We start from the raw sequence: 16,945 nt of genomic DNA, 5'->3' as shown, positions 1-16,945 counted from the left end.
CGGAACTCCTCGGCCCGCCGACATGACCTCCGCCTGGCGCACCTTCTGCGCGCGCAAATAGTTTGCCGAGCGGCTAAGTTTGTGCAACACTTTCCCCTGTGGCTAACCATCTACACCCGCTGGATGACGTGCTCATGGCGCTTGCCGACCCAACTCGGCGCGCGGTGATCCAGCGACTCGGGCGTGGGCCGGTGAGTGTGGGGGAATTGGCGGGTCCGTTCCCGATCACGCTGCCCTCGTTCATGAAACATGTGCGGACTTTGGAGTCGAGCGGACTGATTCACACGATCAAGTCCGGGCGGGTGCGCACCTGCACACTCAACAAGGCGCGACTCGCGCTCGTCAACGACTGGTTGGCCGAGCAGCGACTCATCTGGGAAGACCGCACCGACCGCCTCGAACAGACCCTCGATCACCTGAAGGAGACACCGTGACAAGCCCCGCAGTAGATTCCGACTACGACCTCACCTTGCAACGCGTCATCCGGGCATCCGCCTCGGATATCTGGCGGGCATGGACAGATCCCGCGCGGCTCGCGCAGTGGTGGATTCCGGCACCGATGGTCACCCGCGTCGACCAGCTCGACGTCAGCCCGGGCGGAGGTTTCGTCACCAGCATGAGCGAGGACGGCAAGGAATTCGTCTCGCATACCGACGGGGTGTTCCTCGTCGTGGAAAAGGACCGTCGGCTGGTGTTCACCAACGCGGTCAGCAGCGCTTGGCGGCCCGCCGCACCGGAACCGGTGGCGATGACCGCGGAAATCGTCCTCGCTGATCACCCCGACGGCACCGACTACCAGGTCGTCGTGCGCCACGGCACCCCCGCGATTCGTGCGCGACACCACGACCTGGGCTTCTTCGAAGGGTGGGGATCGGTCACCGCGGCACTCGCGAACCTGGCAGAGCAGGAGGCCGCGGCGTGAGGATCAACGTCACTCGGTTCGACACCCTCGACAGCGCGCGTCGAGGTGATGCCTCAGCCGGGGCGGAGCCGACCTGATCGAGCGCGGCAGGATCCGGCCCAGGAGCGGTCAGCCACGGATCCGACCGGTGTCGCGGGCAAGTTGACGTCGCAGCATTGTGGCCCATGCGGTCCAGAATTAGTAGGGTGGCGGACATGCCCCGCCCTCGTGAGTTCGATGAAGACCGCGTGGTTCTCGCTGTGCGCGATGAGTTTTGGGACAAGGGCTACGCGGCGACGACAATGGACGACCTACTGCGGGTGAGCGGCCTGGGCAAAGGCAGCCTCTACGGGGCGTTCGGGGACAAGCTCAGCTTGTTCTTGCGAGTATTGCGTGAATACGACGACGCCAACCTGCTGGCCCTGCGCGAGCACCTGGCGGCTGCGACACGGGGGATCGATCTGGTCCGCGAATTCGTGGTCGCCCCGGCCGACGACCCGACCGGGGCGACCGCGCGTCGAGGTTGTCTCCTGGCCAACAGCAACGCCGAGCTCGCCACCAGCACGCCCGCTGTGGCGGCCGAGGCTCGCCGCAGCTACGACGCGATCACCTCCATCCTCACCACCGCGCTACAGCGCGCTCAACGCGAAGGCGACCTCGACGCGGACGCTGATCCCGCCGAGATCGCCCGCGCGGTCCTCGTCGCGCAACTCGGCCTCACCGCACTCGGACGCACCGGCACGGATATCGCCGTGCTCACCACGGCGGCCCAGTCCATCCTGGCGGGATTGCCGCACGCCCCCACGCAGTAGCGACAACGCACCAGCCGACCCGCGCCACCGAACACCGGCGAATGTGCCCCTGGGCCGCACACCGCGGCTCGTGCTGGGCCGGGGTCCATCCGAGGTCTACCAACCTCCGGCGCGGCTCCCGACTGTCAGCCGGTTCGGGCTACAGACCAGCTGATACCCGCTGCGGCGTTCGACTCAGCCGGGCGGCCACGGCAGACACCCGTCCAGCAGCCCTGAGGTCGCGCTGGGATCTGCTGCGCCGCAGTGTGTTCAGCTCTTCGCCGCGATCACGACGAAGAGCTGACCCTTCCGATGCCGGATAAATCTTGACCGTTCGGTCCATATCTGCCAGGGTTATGGACGTTAGGGTCCATAACTAGTAAGGAGAACGGCATGTCCGTCTTGGCAGACAAGGTCGCCGTGGTCACCGGGGCGAGCACCGGCATCGGGTTCGCGACCGCACGCGCATTCCACGACGAGGGCGCCAGGGTGTTCATCACCGGCCGCCGCAAAGACGCACTCGACGCGGCGGTCGGCGAGCTCGGACCCGATGTGACGGGCGTGGTCTGCGACTCTTCGGTGCCCTCGGATCTCGACGCGCTCTACGAGACCGTGCGCGACCGGGCCGGGCGGATCGACGTACTGGTCGCCAACGCCGGAATAGGTGCCGCTGCGCCGTTCGGCACGGTGACGGAGAATCTGATCGACTCGATATTCGACATCAACGTGAAGGGAACGATCTTCACCGTGCAGCAGGCGCTGCCACACCTCGGCGCGAACGCCTCGGTGATTCTGACAGGTTCGACGGCCGCAACGCGGCCCGATCAGGGCCTAGAGGTCTACGGGGCATCGAAGGCCGCGGTCCGCAGCCTCGCTCGCGGTTGGGCCCGCAGCTCGCACGCGCACGGCTTCCGGGTCAACGTCGTCTCCCCCGGCGGCACCCGCACCCCCGGCCTGCTCGCGTTGCTCTCCCCCGAGGTACTCGAGCAGTCCGAAGCTGCCGTACCCCTCGGTCGCCTCGCCGAGCCCGAGGAGATCGCCGCCGTCACGACGTTCCTCGCCTCGGACGCGTCGAGCTATGTCAACGGTGCCGAGTTCTTCGCCGACGGTGGCTACGCACAGGTGTGAATGCTCGCTGCCCACTGCACATTCCGACGCTTCCCGCTCGGCGGGGCCGGATTCGGCTAATCTCGGCACCAGCCCTTCCGACCCCCACCGTCACATTGCCCGTACACGACGCACCCGACAGTAGTCGAACACATGTTCGAGATTGAGGTACAGTACGTCGGGTGAACACACATTCGACTGCACTGGCACCGGATGCTCCGGCGCGGCAATGGTCCGAACTGGCCGATGTCGACTTGCTCCGCACCCTCATCGAAACCGAACGCCACCGGCGTCGCCTCGGCGCGGCCATGATCGCGGCCGTCGCCGAGGCCGAGCGGCGCGGCCTCGCCGCCGACACCGGCTACCGAGACACCGTGGACCTACTGAGCGACCTGCTGCGGATCAGCACCTCCGCGGCGCGTCAGCGAATCGAATACGCCGCCCCGCGAGCCCGCGCGCGTTCCAAAAAGCCCTGGCGGGCAATGTCTTTAGCGAGTTGAGGTCGGACACGGGCGCAGCAGCGCCACATCGACAGATTCGCGGATTCGACCTTGCCGCTTGACAGCTCGCCGATACCGAGCGAAACGTCGAATCGACTGCCCGCGTGGACAAATCCCGCACCCGTAGGCTTCGACCAGAGCATTCCGCATGTCCTGAGTGCGCCCCTCCCCACGTCAGCGGTGGGGTCGCGTCGTCGTCGACATAGCTCTTCAGGGCGAAGATTTCACCAAGTCAGCCAAGCGTGTCGGGGACGGGGGAACCTTGCCGAAGGTGTTGCCGGCACCTCCGACAGCCCATGGTGAGCGATGTCCCGCATCGCTTGGCCCGTCGGGTGCCGATGCACCTGGCGGACATTCGGATGAAGTAGCGGATCACAGGAGCATGGGGCCGACGATGCTGTCGTCGTCAGGGGCGAAATCCTCCCAGTCCATGTTCGCCAGGGAGAGGTTGTTCTCGATCTCCTGGATTGCCGGTGGAGTGGCGCGGAATGTGCGGCCCAGGTTGTCTTCGTCGAGATCAACGACCAGGACGTGGTGTTCGGCGGAGGTCATGGTGGTCCGGTCCGCGATGAGCAGCAGCGACCAGTCCACGCCCGGTGGGACGAGCTGACAGAGCTGAGTCGCGGTCAGCGCTTCGAAGGCGGTGTCGTCGACCGGCTCCACATCCGCGCAGAACACGTCGCCGCCTTGCAGGTGCCGCTGCGCGGTCACGGATGTGCTGGTCGCGGTCCACGCATCGTCGTCGGTGAAGTCGGTACGCACCAGTGGCACCGACAACAGGCTGGGCAGGCACGGCGTTCCCGCCGGAACTGGCTGGAGCGCAACGGGTTCGGGTTCCGCTGGCGTCAACTCTCGCACATCGTCGCTCCCGGCGTTCGCCCAGACACCACGGTAGGCGATCGGTTCCTGGCCGGCGGGCTGCCGGTAACCGTGAAAGGTCAGGCTGGCCAGCTTGATCCGCAACCCGGCAACCACCAGGTCGCCCGATTCATCCGACCAGGCGGGCGACCACAGTGCGATCGAGTACGCGGTGGCGGATCGGTCACGCCAGGCCACCCAACGGGGCGGTGCCGCATCCCCGGCGTCGACGGGCAGACGCAGCCGCCCCTTCGGATGCCGCCCTTTGTCCAGCGTCTCCGTATCGAACTCGTATCCGCGAAACTCCGACTCGCGCACGGTTTCTCGCCGGTCCAGTTCCCCGCGGATATCCATGGTGCGCAGACTGGGCGACCGACGGTGGCCGTAACAGGTACTCAGATCCGCGGCGAACCCCACCGAGCACTCCGTGCCGTCGTGTGCGACCCAGGACAGCTGCTCCGGTTCCGCACCGGCATCGGCCGACAGGTACACCCGCAATGGCGGTTGCTGTTCCCATTCGAAGGAGTCGCGCCGCCACATCCGAAACACGAACACGGTCGTCTCGTCTGAATCCGAACCCACGAACACTCCTCACCGACCACCTGCCCGCGAAACGAACAGTCCAACAGGAGTTGAGCTTACGAGACGGCGTGCGGATGCAACGAGCTGATCGAAACTGCCGACACATCGACCGACTCACGGCCGCGACTCAGCCATCTCGGAACCGAGGCGCTGCGAACACCCGCCGGGCACCGCATTCGAGGCCGAAATCAATTACCCACAGCCGCACCCCGCTGCCCTACCCAGCGGTGTCACAGCACACCTGCGCGATCGCTTGGCCTGAATATGTCAGACCGCCACGCCATACTCATAGCTATGAGACATGATTCGATGGAATACGTAGCGATCCAGTCACTTTCCCGCGGAGGGCAGACAGGTGAGTAACCACACGCACGGGGCCGGGGATAGACGCGCACTGTCACCGCGGCGCAGCAGATCTGTGCATTTTCGTGGCTCGCGCGGCACCTCACCCTGGCCGATCCTGTGGGTCTTCGGAGCACTCTTCGGCGGCGCGGTGCTCGTGCTGGCCATCCTGACAGTCACCCATTTGGGACCTAGCGACGAATACTCCGACAACACGGAAGTGCCGCCACCCGCGGCGCCCACGCAACCGGCGCCGCCACCGAAGCCGTGCTTCCCACTCGAGCCGAACTGCTGACCGACGGTCGAAACCCGGGCCGGTTCGGTGGTCCGCCACCAGAGGTGCGTCGCCACGCCACGGTCAACAGTGCAGGCGCGGGTCCACAGTGCGATGAAGACAGCGCTCGACCAGCGGCCACCGACAACGGGCGCGCTGCACCCACAGTTAATTAGGTAAGCTAATCAATGGGTTGCGCCGGGCCTGCCACCAGGCTCACCGGGCCTGGTCGGGCGTCCAGACGCACTCCCGCCTGCCCGACGCAGGAGCCACCGATCGTTGCATTTTCCCCCGAAACGAGGAGCTCAACAAGGAAAGGCAGTCTTGACCGCGCCCCGCACCGACGACGAAAACACCACAACCACCGATACACTCCGACCTGACCCACCGGCAGCGGAGCAGCCTGCCGAGACGAGCGGTATGTTCGCCTCGCTCGCCGTCCGCAACTACCGCTACTACTTCGCGGGTCAGGTGGTTTCGAACACCGGAACCTGGATGCAGCGGATCGCGCAGGACTGGTTGGTGCTCGGCCTCACCGGCAGTTCCTTCGCCGTTGGTATCACCACGGCCATGCAGTTTCTCCCGATGCTGTTGTTCGGTCTCTACGGCGGCGTCATCGCCGATCGCTTCCCCAAACGGGGTTTGCTGGTCATCACACAGGCGACAATGGGCCTGCTCGCCGCCATCCTCGCCGTACTGACGCTGACCGGCTCCGTCGAGGTCTGGCACGTCTATCTGATGGCGCTACTGCTCGGCATGGTCACCGTCATCGACAATCCGAGCCGTCAGTCCTTCGTCCCGGAAATCGTCGGACGGCAGCGGCTACGCAACGCCGTGAGCCTGAACTCCGCGAACTTCCAGGCCGCGCGGCTGGTTGGACCGGCGGTCGCCGGCGCGTTGATCGCCGCGGTCGGCTCCGGCTGGGCCTTCGCGATCAACGGCTGCTCCTTCATCGCCGTCATCGGCGCTCTCCTGGCCATGCGGGAGTCGGAGCTGACACCGGTCCCCCGTCTCGCACGACGCAAAGGACAACTGCGCGAGGGGCTGCACTACGTGAGCACGCACCCACAGCTGCTCTGGCCGATCGTGTTGGTGGCTTTCGTCGGCACCTTCGGCTACAACTTCCCGACCGTGCTGTCCGGCTTCGCCTACCACGTCTTCGAGGTCGACGCCGGGAAGTACGGACTGCTCAACACCGCACTGGCAGCGGGATCGCTCGCGGGCGCGCTGTTGGCGAGCCGTCGTGGACAAGTACGCATGCGCATGCTGGTCGCCACCGCGATCGGCTTCGGCGTGCTGGAGGCGGTCACCGCTTTCGCGCCGAACTATTGGCTTTTCACCGCCCTACTCGCGGTGGTGGGCCTACTCGGACTCACCTTCAACACTTCGGGCAACTCCATGGTGCAACTGGAAACCGACCCCGCCATGCGGGGACGGGTGATGTCGCTGTACATGATGGTTTTCACCGGCGGCACACCCCTCGGCGGCCCCCTCGTTGGTTGGCTAACCGAACGATTTGGCCCCCGCCTCGGCCTGTTCGCCTGCGGGGCGGTCTCCGCGACAACCGCGGCACTGGTCGGCGTTATCCTCCTGCGCACCACCCGAGTACGCGTACGGATCTCGGGCAGGCGGATCTCATTGGTCCCCCGCATTTGCCCCCCGGTGCACGGACCCGATTCCCGCACAGCGGTTCTCGAACCGCATCCGTCGAATCGGTCGGCGACACGACCTTGAGCGCTGAATGTGTGGCGGCACGTGGTCGATACGCGTGCTCCGGTGCTGCAACGGACACTACCTCCGCGACGATCGAGAATCGGAAACCTGCTGAGCACGAGCCTCCGTGGTGTTGTGGCCGATATGCGCGGTCGAAGACGCGCGCGCCGATGACACGGGGCGAACATTCCGGTTATCCCGGGGTAGCGCTGCGGGAAACCGCTGGAACTTCTACTGTGCCTGAATGGGAATCACCCGCACCATGAATGTCGATACGGTGTTGCAGCGGCAGGACACCGACGGACTCAAACGTCGCCTGCGTGGCCGTGACCTGGTCGGTTTCGGGGTCGGCATCATTATCGGCACCGGAATATTCACCCTCGCCGGGGTCGAGGCAAAGACGCATGCCGGACCCGCGGTGACGTTGTCGTTCGTGATCGGCGCCGTGGTCGCGGGCTTGGCCGCGCTCTGCTACGCCGAACTGGCGTCGAGCGTGCCGACCGCGGGCAGTGCCTACACCTACGCGCTGGCCACGCTCGGCGAAGTATTCGCCTGGATCATCGGCTGGGACCTGCTACTGGAATTCGCACTCGGCGCGGCGGTGGTTTCGCGCGGTTGGTCCGGCTATCTGGCGAACCTGCTCGGCCTGCCAACGCAGTGGTTCGGTGAAGACGCCACGATCAACGTCGGCGCGGTGCTGATCATTGCCGTGCTGACGGCAGTCGCGGTGGCCGGAATCAAGCAGTCCGCGTTGGTCACCAACGTGCTGGTGATCGTCAAGGTCGCGGTGTGCTTGCTGATCGTCGCGGTCGGGGTGTTCTTCGTCAAGGGGGCGAATCTCACGCCGTTCATCCCGTCGGCTCGACCCACCGGCGACGGCGCGGACGTGCTGCACCAGCCGGTGGTGGAGGCCGGGCTCGGGCTGGAGCAATCGGCTTTCGGCCTCGCCGGAGTCCTCACCGCCGCGGCCATTGTCTTCTTCTCCTACACCGGTTTCGAGGCGCTGGCCAACCTCGGCGAGGAAACCAAGAACCCGAGCAAGGACCTGCGGGTGGGCATTCTCGGCGCGCTCGCCATCTGCGCGGTGCTCTACATCGCGGTGTCACTGGTGCTGACCGGCATGGTGCCATTCACCGACATCGATGAGGGCGCGCCGCTGGCCGCCGCCTTCGACTCGGTGGGTATGCACTGGATCAGCGCGCTGATCTCGGTGGGCGCGGTGACCGGGCTGACCTCGGTGATGACCGTGGAGCTGGTGACCATCGGCCGAATCGGTTTCGCCATGGGCCGCGACGGTCTGCTGCCGAAAAAGCTTGGCACGGTGCACCCTCGCTGGGGCACACCGCACCGGGTGACCATCATCGGCGCGGTAGTGGTCGCGCTACTCGCGGCGTTCGTGCCGATCACCGAACTGTCCGACATGGTGAGCATCGGCGCGCTGTCCGCGATGATCATCGTGGCTGTCGCGGTGCCGGTACTGCGCCGTAAACGGCCGGACCTGCCGCGACCGTTCACCGTTCCGCTCTCGCCGGTACTGCCGATCGTGGCCGCGCTGGCCTGCCTGTATCTGATGCTGAACCTGGACGTGCTCACCTGGATCAGGTTCGTGGTCTGGCTCGCACTCGGCATGGTGATCTACTTCGCCTACGGTCGTCACCACTCGCGCCTGCGCGAGGACGCTTGACCACGACGCTGACTGCCGGGCTCCCGTAGTGCGTGTCGCAGAACAGGATCAGACGGTCAGGCCCCGCCTGATCAGTAGCGGCTCGATCTCCGGTGCCCGCCCCCGGATGGCCTCGAATGCTCCGAGCGGGTCCACCGAACCGCCTCGGGACAGCAGTTCGCGGCGGAAGCGCTCACCCTTCTCGCGAATCGACGCGTCGCCGTCGGTGAACCATCGCGTGGTGTCCGCATCGAGCACCTCGCTCCAGATATACGAGTAATAGCTCGCCGCATAACCACCGGAGAAGATGTGTGCGAAATATCCGGTGCGGTACCGAGGCGGAATCGCGGCGAGGGCGATGCCTGCTTTACGCAGCGCCGCGTCCTCGAAGGCCTCGGCGCCGACGCCGGGGTCGAAGACGCCGGACCGCACATCGGCGGCGGAGATACGGTGCCACGCCCAGTCCAGCAGCGCCGCGGCAAGGTATTCGACGGTGCGGAAGCCCTCGCCGAATCGTTCGGTCGCGGCCATGCGCTCGACGAGTTCGGCGGGCATCGGTGCGCCGGTCTCGAAGTGCTTGGCGTAGTTGGCCAGGATTTCCGGCCGCGACATCCACATCTCGTTCACCTGTGAGGGGAATTCGACGAAATCGCGGGGCACCTCGGTACCGGAGAAGAACGGGTAGCCCACATTCGAGAACAGCCCGTGCAACGCGTGCCCGAACTCGTGGAACAGGGTCCTGACGTTGCCCCAGGTCAAAAGGGCGGCTTCACCTTCGGGTGGTTTCACGATGTTGAGGTTGTTGACCACCACCGGCTTCTGGCCCAAAAGCTTTGATTGACCGACCAATTCGTTCATCCAGGCGCCGCCACGTTTCGACGGCCGGGTGAAGAAGTCGCCGAGGAAAAGCCCCAGGGGCTCGCCGTCAGCATCGAATACCTCGAAAACGCGAACCTCCGGGTGATAGCCGATCAGATCGCCGCGTTCCCGGACGGTAATTCCGTAGACCTGCTCGGCCGCGTAGAACACCCCGTCGCGCAACACCTGTTCCAGCTCGAGATAGGGACGCAACGCCGCCGCGTCGAACGAAAACCGTTCGACCCGTAGCTTTTCCGACCAGAACTGCCAGTCCCACGAGCGGAGTTCGACCTCCTGCCCTGTGCCTTCCCGCATCGCGGCCGCGAGTTCGGCCGCCTCGCCGCGCGCATTGGCCACAGCTGGGGGTACCAACCGGGCAAGCAGGTCCTCGACCGCCGAGACGGTCCCGGCAGTCTGATCCTCCACCGCGTACGCCGCGTGGTCGGGGTAGCCGAGCAACGCGGCGCGCTCGGCGCGCAGCGCGGCGATTCGTGTGGCGAGGGCGCCGGTGATGCCCTCGGTGCCGAAGCCGCGTCCCAGCGACGCCACCATCACTCGGCGCCGCACCTCTCGATCGGACAATCCGGCAAGGACAGGCTGATTCGAGGTGTTCTGCAAACGCAGCGCCCACTTCCCGGGGTGCCCGAGCGACTCGGCGTTCTGCGCCGCCGAGGACAGCGTGCTCGCATCCAGCCCTGCCAGCTCCGAAACATCGTCGAGGATCAGCGTCGCCGCGTTGCTGGCCGCCAAGTTGGCCTGCCCGAATTCCGTTCCCGCTGCGGCGAGTTCGGCATTGATCGCACGCAAACGACCTTGCTTCTCGGCGTCGAGGCCAGCACCGGCGCGGCGGAACCGGAGCCGATACTGCTCGAGCAGCCGCCGTTCCTCGGCGTCGATATCGAGTTCATCACGCCGCGCGTACAGCGTTTCGATCCGGTCGAAAAGCTTCGGATCGAGGTGGATGGCATCCGTGTGTGCGGCGAGCTTCGGCGAGACCTCCGCCGCGATGGCGTCGGACCGCGCACTGGAATCCGCGCCCGCGATATTGTCGAAAACATTCGACACCCGCTTCAGCAACGCACCCGAACACTCCAACGCCACAATGACGTTGCCGAAGGTGGGCGCCTCGACCTCCGAGGTGATGGCCGCGATCTCGGCCAGTTGCTCGGCCATCCCCCGTTCGAACGCGGGCAGGTAATCCTCGTCACCGATCTTCGCGAACTCGGGAAGTTCGTACGGAAGTGGGCTCCGGGTGAAGAACGGGTTGCTCGTCATGGGGAAAACCTATGCCGCCGCGCCGGGGCTGTCATCTACTACGGCGTTGCCGCCCCGGGAGGCGCGTTCAGACACAAACCAACCCAACCTTCGCGAAAAACTCTTCCGCGGACCAGGACTCGATGATCAGGTTCTCTCTGGCCGGTCGCTCCATGGTGTGGCCGGCTTGCCGGACGCCTGCGGTAGCGTCGTGGCATCGGCGGCGTCACGAGCCTTTTCCCATGGAGTCGATGTCCTCGATTCCGGATCAACCGTGGTAGAACCGCTCTCAGTGCGTGCGGGAGCCGACCGCTGAGCCGGTGGTGTGTCCGATCCCGCGGGAAGCCCCACCGGTTCACTCGGCGGCGGAGACGAACGGACCGAACCACGGCTTTCTGGGCGCTCTCGGTCGGGCTCGGGAACTACTCCATGCACCGCGGCCAGGCCCGACGGGCCGAAATCCAGTCCCGATTCATCGAATTCGAACCAGAGGCTGTTGGCGCCGCCTTCGACTCGGCCGCGCCCATACCGGTGGGTCAACAGATCGAGTTTGCCCGTGAGATACGTTTCGAGGAATTCCGGAAACTGCGATTCGGCTCCGCCCCCAGCGGCGGACACTTCGACCCGTAGGACACGGTGACCGAGTTCGCCCGTCTTCGTGGCCTCCACCTCGGCGTCACCGGCCGCGTTCGTAAACATCGACACCAGTTCGGCACCCAAACTGACGGTTGACCGGGCGTGGTCGTCATTCGACCAGTCGCTGACCAGTACACGGAAATCGTGACCCAGTGCGGCCAGCGCGTCGTCATAAAGGATCAGACCATCGTCGCGAGATTGGGACAGATGCAGCCGGTCGACAGTTTCCGCGGGGATCTGTCGCGGCATCGGGTGCCTTGTGAGGCGGTTGGATGACGGCGGGTACGGGTCAAGCTCCGGCGCGCCTGGCAGCGGGCCCCACCCGGCAATGTTCGCGTCGGCGCCGGGAAGCCGGAAGCTGTCCGTGCTGCCGAGGTGCAGCAACACGTCGGACTCCCAGTCCGGGAAACCTCCACCGGTAGAATAGAATTCGCGCAAATCGACAACGAATGTCTCGTCTTGTACATCGAGCTCCTCGGAAACCGAGTTTATCAGCCCGGGTTGCATTGTTTTGCCACCCCATATCGAAACTGAAATAGTCTTGTATCCGGCGTCTCGAAGCCGAGTGTTCAGTGATGCCGCAAATGCACCGGTCTTTCGCTCCCACACCTCTTGATCCGTGGCTAGATGATCCATTCCTACCAGGACGGCGACCTTCGCATCCGGGTTACCATGCACAACGCTGGCGATCGTTTTCGCCATATACGACTCACGAATATCACGAAGGGGCGAGCCGAACTTCGAGCCGGGACTTCTCACGTCGAAGGGGACAATTTTTATTCCTTCGAAAACCATCGCATAGACCGCGTCGGAGTATCCACCCCATCCCGGCCCGGCTTCAACGTTAAACAGGTTCGCCGAGCTGCCGTTGTTGAGTGCATCGAATGCTGGATGTGATCCTGCCTCGATGGCGAAATGGGTGATACCAGCTGCTTTCAGCGCGACGACCTGCCGGCTGAGAAATACGCGACCAGATATATTGCTGTGGTCCTCACCAAGCAGCAGAATTTGCGAATTCGCCACCATGGTGGCCCAGTCCACAGCTTGACGGCTTCGTACGGCCGTCGACAGCCTCGCCCTCAGGTCCGTTTGCGTCGGAACCGCCTGTTCCGTCTCTTCGTTCACCGGTGGATCCGGCCACGCTTGGAGCTGTGCGGGCGACTCGGGCGTAGATTGTGATTCTGGCCAGATGTGCTGTTGCGTGTTCGCGGCCGCATCGAGGTTGGCGGAAGCGAACTCCCCAGCGGGCGTTGGGAATATTGGTGGTTGCACTGGTGGCGGAGCCGGTCGCTCGGGCTCTTGTGCTGCCAACGACTGTTGTGGGCGGTCGGTTGGGCTGTTCGTCGGGAATGGTTCGGGCTTGTCCCAGAGTTGCGGGTCGACCCCGACATCGTCGTTGTCGTGCGACCGGTCGTCGTGGTGCGACCAACGGGCTCGCTCCAGCTGCTCTGGGCGATTGGGGCCGGCGAGACGAAACCGCTTGGGGGCGAGGGGATTCTGTTCGTCGTACCGAGATGATTCGACGGCGTGGACGTGTCTGCTGTTTCGTGGCTCGACCGGGGCGCTGCCGGGTACTGGTGTTGTCGCGGTTGCCCGAGGGGCTGGATCCGTTGCGTGAATCTCCGGGATTCCGTCGGTGCGCCTCGCATAGTCATGAATCTTGCTCAGGTTGTACAACGACCTTTCATACCAGCCGGGCAGGAACGGCTCGTAATACTCGGAATACCAACGCATCAGGTGGAATCGTTCGATATATTCGGCCACCTTGGCGCGGCTGAGATCGTTGGGAATCCACTCGTAGGGATCCCCTTCCGCACGGGGATTCACGGCCCGTACAAAGTGCCGAGACCAGGGGCTGGACGCGGGATCTACCGACGCGGTTCCGAGCGATAACGCGTGGTCGAAACCGGTCAAACGGTCCCCCCGCATCCAGTTGTTCGCACGATCCCAATTGCCGACCACCACGTCCAACATCCCTAGACTCCGCGCGTCTGGATGGTCGAGCACAGCCAGCATGTCAGCCTGCCCGCCGGGGTCGTCGCTCGAACCTCTGGACGGGGTCCCCGATAACCACGGCATGACCACGAGGCCAGGACCGACTTCGAGCACAGGTGCGACAGGAACCTCGAGAATTCGGCCGATGAATGACACCACCACTTCGGCGATCTGTTGTTCGCGGGTGAGACCAGATTTCTCGACCGTCACGAAACCGTCGGGGTATTCGGCGACATGGAGGAGAGTGCTCGTGCTGTTCACGCTCGGTGGGTATGTCCGGACCGGTTCACCAGAACGTTCGGCAGTAGCGAGCCGCGCATCGAACTCGGCATGGGTCATCATCGGCGACGAGTTGTCTGGCCTATAGGGCGGCGTGGACGTCGACAACTGCCCTCGCTGCCCTGGTCGCTGCGACGTCGTTTCCGAACCAGGTTGGGACTGTGGGGTGCCCGAGGCAGCGGTGGGCTCGTTGCCCGGTCGGCGACGGCGACTCGTCCGGCCGGAGCGCCTGGTGGAATCGTCCACAACCTCGACGCGGTGATCGTGGATGATTCGCCCGGACTCGTCTTCGATCCGAATCGCCTCCAACCTCGCCTTGACGCCCGGGCGGACGCCATTCAGGAAGTGCCACTTGACCTGTGGCGGAGCACCATCCACCCAGTACTCATGATTCAGGTGCGTGATGTGGAGTTGTCGGCGAGCCTGGGCCTCGAATTCTGCCGCTTTCGTTGCCTGCCCTTTGGTACCACTGGTTTTTACCTCCCGCCACACCCGTTTGCCATCGGTGACAACATCGATCTCGGCGTCGATCCGCGCGCCCATCGGCATTTCGACCTCGGCCCGCAGACACACGGCATCGACCTGATCGAACTGCTCAGCCAACTGAATCTCACCGAGCAACCCTCGAATCGAAATTTCGTGTGCTTCGACATCGGCGATGTCGGTCTTGCGAGTAACCGGATTCCCAGTAGCGGTCTTGCCTTCGGAATAGTGATGGGATAGCGCGCCCAGTGCCCTGTGGTGGGCATCGAATGCCGTCAGCCAGTGATGGCCGCCGTTGACTTCGAGTTCCGGATGACGCCGCAGCAATGCGGCAGCCCGGCCCCGCGCAGCTGAGAGCTTGACACGCACCGCATCCACATAGTCACTGACGGCGCGTTGCGCTGCGGTCAGCCCAGCCGTCGGCTCGGAGGGGATTGCGTGCTCTTCGCGATAGGTCCGAGCAAGCCAGTCGACGAAGTTGAAGTTCGCTTGCCCGGCGCGCGACTTGATCTTGTCGACCCACTGCCTGGTGTTGTTGGCGGCAACGCTCTCGACCATTCGGCGTGCTTTCGGCGTCTGCATGAACACATCGGCGTCTTGACGGGCGCGAAGTTCGGCCTCCGCGGCCGGAACACCCTGGTGCACGAGATCGGCCCAGCGCTTCGCTACGGAATCGCGGTGAACGCTCTCTTGCGGTACCCGCAGATACTGTCGATAGCGCTCGACAATCAGGCGCTCGGCCTGCTCGATCACGGCCGGATCGACACCGGCGCTCTTGATTTCGGCGATGACCGCGAGCAGAACCTTGGGCAGCGGATGGGTGGTCGGCCGCTCGCCGGTCACCACAGGAGGCTGTCGCACGTCCGTGCTCGGCGCCGCCGCGCCGTCGACTCGCATCGGAATCTGCGAGTTCCGCGCCCACTGCTGAGTACTCCGCACGGCGTCGCGAGCGATTCGATCGCGCCCACGGTCGGTGTGGATGAAATCGTCCGCCGCCTGCCGGGCGAGCGATTCAGCGGCCGCCTCCGAGGTTCCTTTGGCCACCAGATCGGCCTTCTTGTTATTCAGGAACTCCCGGTGGATAGAGCTCGCTCGCTCCTGCGAGTACTCCTGGTATCGCCGCACGAGGGTCGCGATCTGCACGGGATCCGCTGCGCCGTCGGTATGTTCGAGTTGGGCCAGGAGTTCCTGTATCTCGACAGGAACCGATTCGGCAGCGACGCCGGGGTTCGGCGGAGATGACGGGGCGGATGAGTCTGCTTGCGGCACGGCCGGTGCGGGAAGCGACGGGTGCGGGCCCGCACCCGACGGGCCCTCCGGCGCCTGGTGGAAGACCAGAGGCCCCTCCACCAACAAACCGCGCTTCGACCTCGGTGCGGCGATGACCTCAGCGCCGTCACCCCGGCGCGCGCGGTCCTCGGGGAGGTCGAGTGCGCTGCCAGGAGAGACCGGGTAACTCTTGGGGGGAGTCCGGTATTCGACCCACACCGTCTTTCCGTTCGGCGTCACATCGGTGCCGATCGCGATGGCGTTCTCCGTGACGATCCGCGCACCACGCCCGTGTTCACCGTCCGCACGGTCCCCGGGTTCGCTCGGGTTACTGCCGCTGGAATCCAGTGCTGCCAAGTCGATTCCGGCCAGGAGCGCATCGACGTCGGCGGGGTTCACCGTGGAGGAAGGCGCGACTTCGTCGGCCGCGTCGACGTTGCTCTCCACGCGCCACTCCGGCAATCCGAGCGAGGTGTCGGCGATACTGATCCGCACGCGGGCGTCGGTCGCCTCGACGGTGAGCTCTGCCCCGCCCTGTCTGGCGTATTGTGCCGCGTTGCCGAGTAATTCCGACATGGCGAGCACCGCGGCATCGGTCGTCGGCTGAGATAGGCGTGTGTGGTGCGAGAGGAATCGACGGACCTCACCGCGCGCCCTCGCCACACCTCGTTGAACCTGCCCCTGCTGGAACGTCATTCGCCAAGCGGGTTCGGCCGCGGCGGAAGGAGGATCGCCCCGCCCGGCGACAAACCACCGTGTGCGCGTCCCGTCGGCGTTCAGCAGGAAACCCCATCGTCCCGACTGGTCCAACAGCTCAGTGACTCGGCCCGACTCGGTCGCCGCCACTTCTCCGGTGGTCTTGTCCGGTTTATCACGCACCGGTAGGGTCCCGCTCTGGTCGACCACCTCGACAAGAACGCGTTCCGGCCCGTCCGGGCGCACCCGAACCGCGACCATGCCCTGCGCGGTGCGAACCAGTGCGTCGAGCATCATCTCCGCTGCGGCGATATCCGCTGCGGCAGTGAGCCTTTCGCTAATTTTCGCACGCTCTTGCGCTGGCCCGCCGTGTTTCCCTCGCTTCGAGCGCTCGGACGCAGCGGGCTCCGGGCGCATCACGAGCGGACCGATAGGGGCCGGTGCGGACGGCGGTGGGCGCTTTTCCGGCAGCGGCGGCGGTATCGGCGACTTCGGTGGGGGTCGACGCTTCTTCTCGGGCTCCTTTTTCCCGCCCATTTGCGTGCTCAGGCGCTTGTAGTCCCGGCGGCTTTCACGTGGTGCGGCGGGCTGCAAGGGTGGAGGCCCGGTGGTGACGGGTACGCCGTTGTCTCGGTGGTCATATTCGACACTGTGCGGATTCAGCTGCGGGGCAGTCGGTTTGCGAGGGGCTCCGGGGGCGTCGGGGTTCGATTCGAGGGCGTACTCGCTCGGCAGTATCGGTGT

10 protein-coding genes are annotated in these 16,945 nt (G+C 65.1%); 7 read left to right on the top strand and 3 right to left on the bottom strand.

The genetic code is table 11. From position 1 onward, the window contains the following. Nucleotides 1-98 precede the first annotated feature (98 nt). From ABEA50_RS25730 to ABEA50_RS25710, 5 genes are all read left to right on the top strand, one after another. On the top strand, nucleotides 99-434 hold the full coding sequence (locus tag ABEA50_RS25730) for an ArsR/SmtB family transcription factor (protein ID WP_345498597.1): 336 nt from the start codon (nucleotides 99-101) through the stop codon (nucleotides 432-434). Further along, nucleotides 431-922, top strand: coding sequence for an SRPBCC domain-containing protein (locus tag ABEA50_RS25725; RefSeq protein ID WP_345498595.1), 492 nt, complete (start codon nucleotides 431-433; stop codon nucleotides 920-922). The genes ABEA50_RS25730 and ABEA50_RS25725 overlap by 4 nt, the downstream gene beginning before the upstream one ends. Before the next feature lie 194 nt (nucleotides 923-1,116). Further along, nucleotides 1,117-1,713, top strand: a complete 597-nt coding sequence (locus ABEA50_RS25720; RefSeq protein WP_345498593.1) for a TetR/AcrR family transcriptional regulator — start codon at nucleotides 1,117-1,119, stop codon at nucleotides 1,711-1,713. A gap of 372 nt (nucleotides 1,714-2,085) precedes the next feature. Further along, the gene (locus ABEA50_RS25715; protein ID WP_345498591.1) at nucleotides 2,086-2,820 is read left to right on the top strand and encodes an SDR family NAD(P)-dependent oxidoreductase; all 735 of its coding nucleotides are present in this window, start codon (nucleotides 2,086-2,088) and stop codon (nucleotides 2,818-2,820) included. A gap of 161 nt (nucleotides 2,821-2,981) precedes the next feature. Then, nucleotides 2,982-3,299: a DUF222 domain-containing protein gene (locus ABEA50_RS25710; protein WP_345498589.1), complete on the top strand. Its 318-nt coding sequence runs from the start codon at nucleotides 2,982-2,984 to the stop codon at nucleotides 3,297-3,299. 372 nt (nucleotides 3,300-3,671) lie between these two features. Here the strand turns inward: ABEA50_RS25710 and ABEA50_RS25705 are convergent, their stop codons facing one another. Further along, a complete protein-coding gene (locus ABEA50_RS25705; protein WP_345498587.1) occupies nucleotides 3,672-4,739 on the bottom strand; it encodes a DUF6924 domain-containing protein in 1,068 nt (355 codons plus the stop codon). Between the two features lie 940 nt (nucleotides 4,740-5,679). Between ABEA50_RS25705 and ABEA50_RS25700 the strand changes: the two genes are divergently transcribed. Together ABEA50_RS25700 and ABEA50_RS25695 are read left to right on the top strand one after the other, a co-directional pair. After that, nucleotides 5,680-7,089 carry an MFS transporter gene (locus tag ABEA50_RS25700; RefSeq protein ID WP_345498584.1) on the top strand — a complete coding sequence of 470 codons (1,410 nt, stop codon included), beginning with the start codon at nucleotides 5,680-5,682 and terminating at the stop codon, nucleotides 7,087-7,089. 223 nt (nucleotides 7,090-7,312) lie between these two features. Continuing rightward, nucleotides 7,313-8,752 (top strand): amino acid permease, encoded by a 1,440-nt coding sequence (locus tag ABEA50_RS25695; RefSeq protein WP_345498582.1) that lies wholly within the window; start codon nucleotides 7,313-7,315, stop codon nucleotides 8,750-8,752. 48 nt (nucleotides 8,753-8,800) lie between these two features. Here the strand turns inward: ABEA50_RS25695 and ABEA50_RS25690 are convergent, their stop codons facing one another. Further along, nucleotides 8,801-10,864, bottom strand: coding sequence for a M3 family metallopeptidase (locus ABEA50_RS25690; RefSeq protein WP_345498580.1), 2,064 nt, complete (start codon nucleotides 10,862-10,864; stop codon nucleotides 8,801-8,803). A 126-nt stretch (nucleotides 10,865-10,990) separates the two neighbouring features. Beyond that, nucleotides 10,991-16,201, bottom strand: coding sequence for a hypothetical protein (locus ABEA50_RS25685; protein ID WP_345498578.1), 5,211 nt, complete (start codon nucleotides 16,199-16,201; stop codon nucleotides 10,991-10,993). Nucleotides 16,202-16,945 lie beyond the last annotated feature (744 nt).

It is taken from the genome of Nocardia callitridis (assembly GCF_039543305.1).
GTDB classification, from domain to species: Bacteria; Actinomycetota; Actinomycetes; order Mycobacteriales; family Mycobacteriaceae; genus Nocardia; species Nocardia callitridis.
The sequence above is the reverse complement of the archived record's forward strand: the minus strand, read 5'-3'. Positions and strand labels throughout refer to the sequence as shown.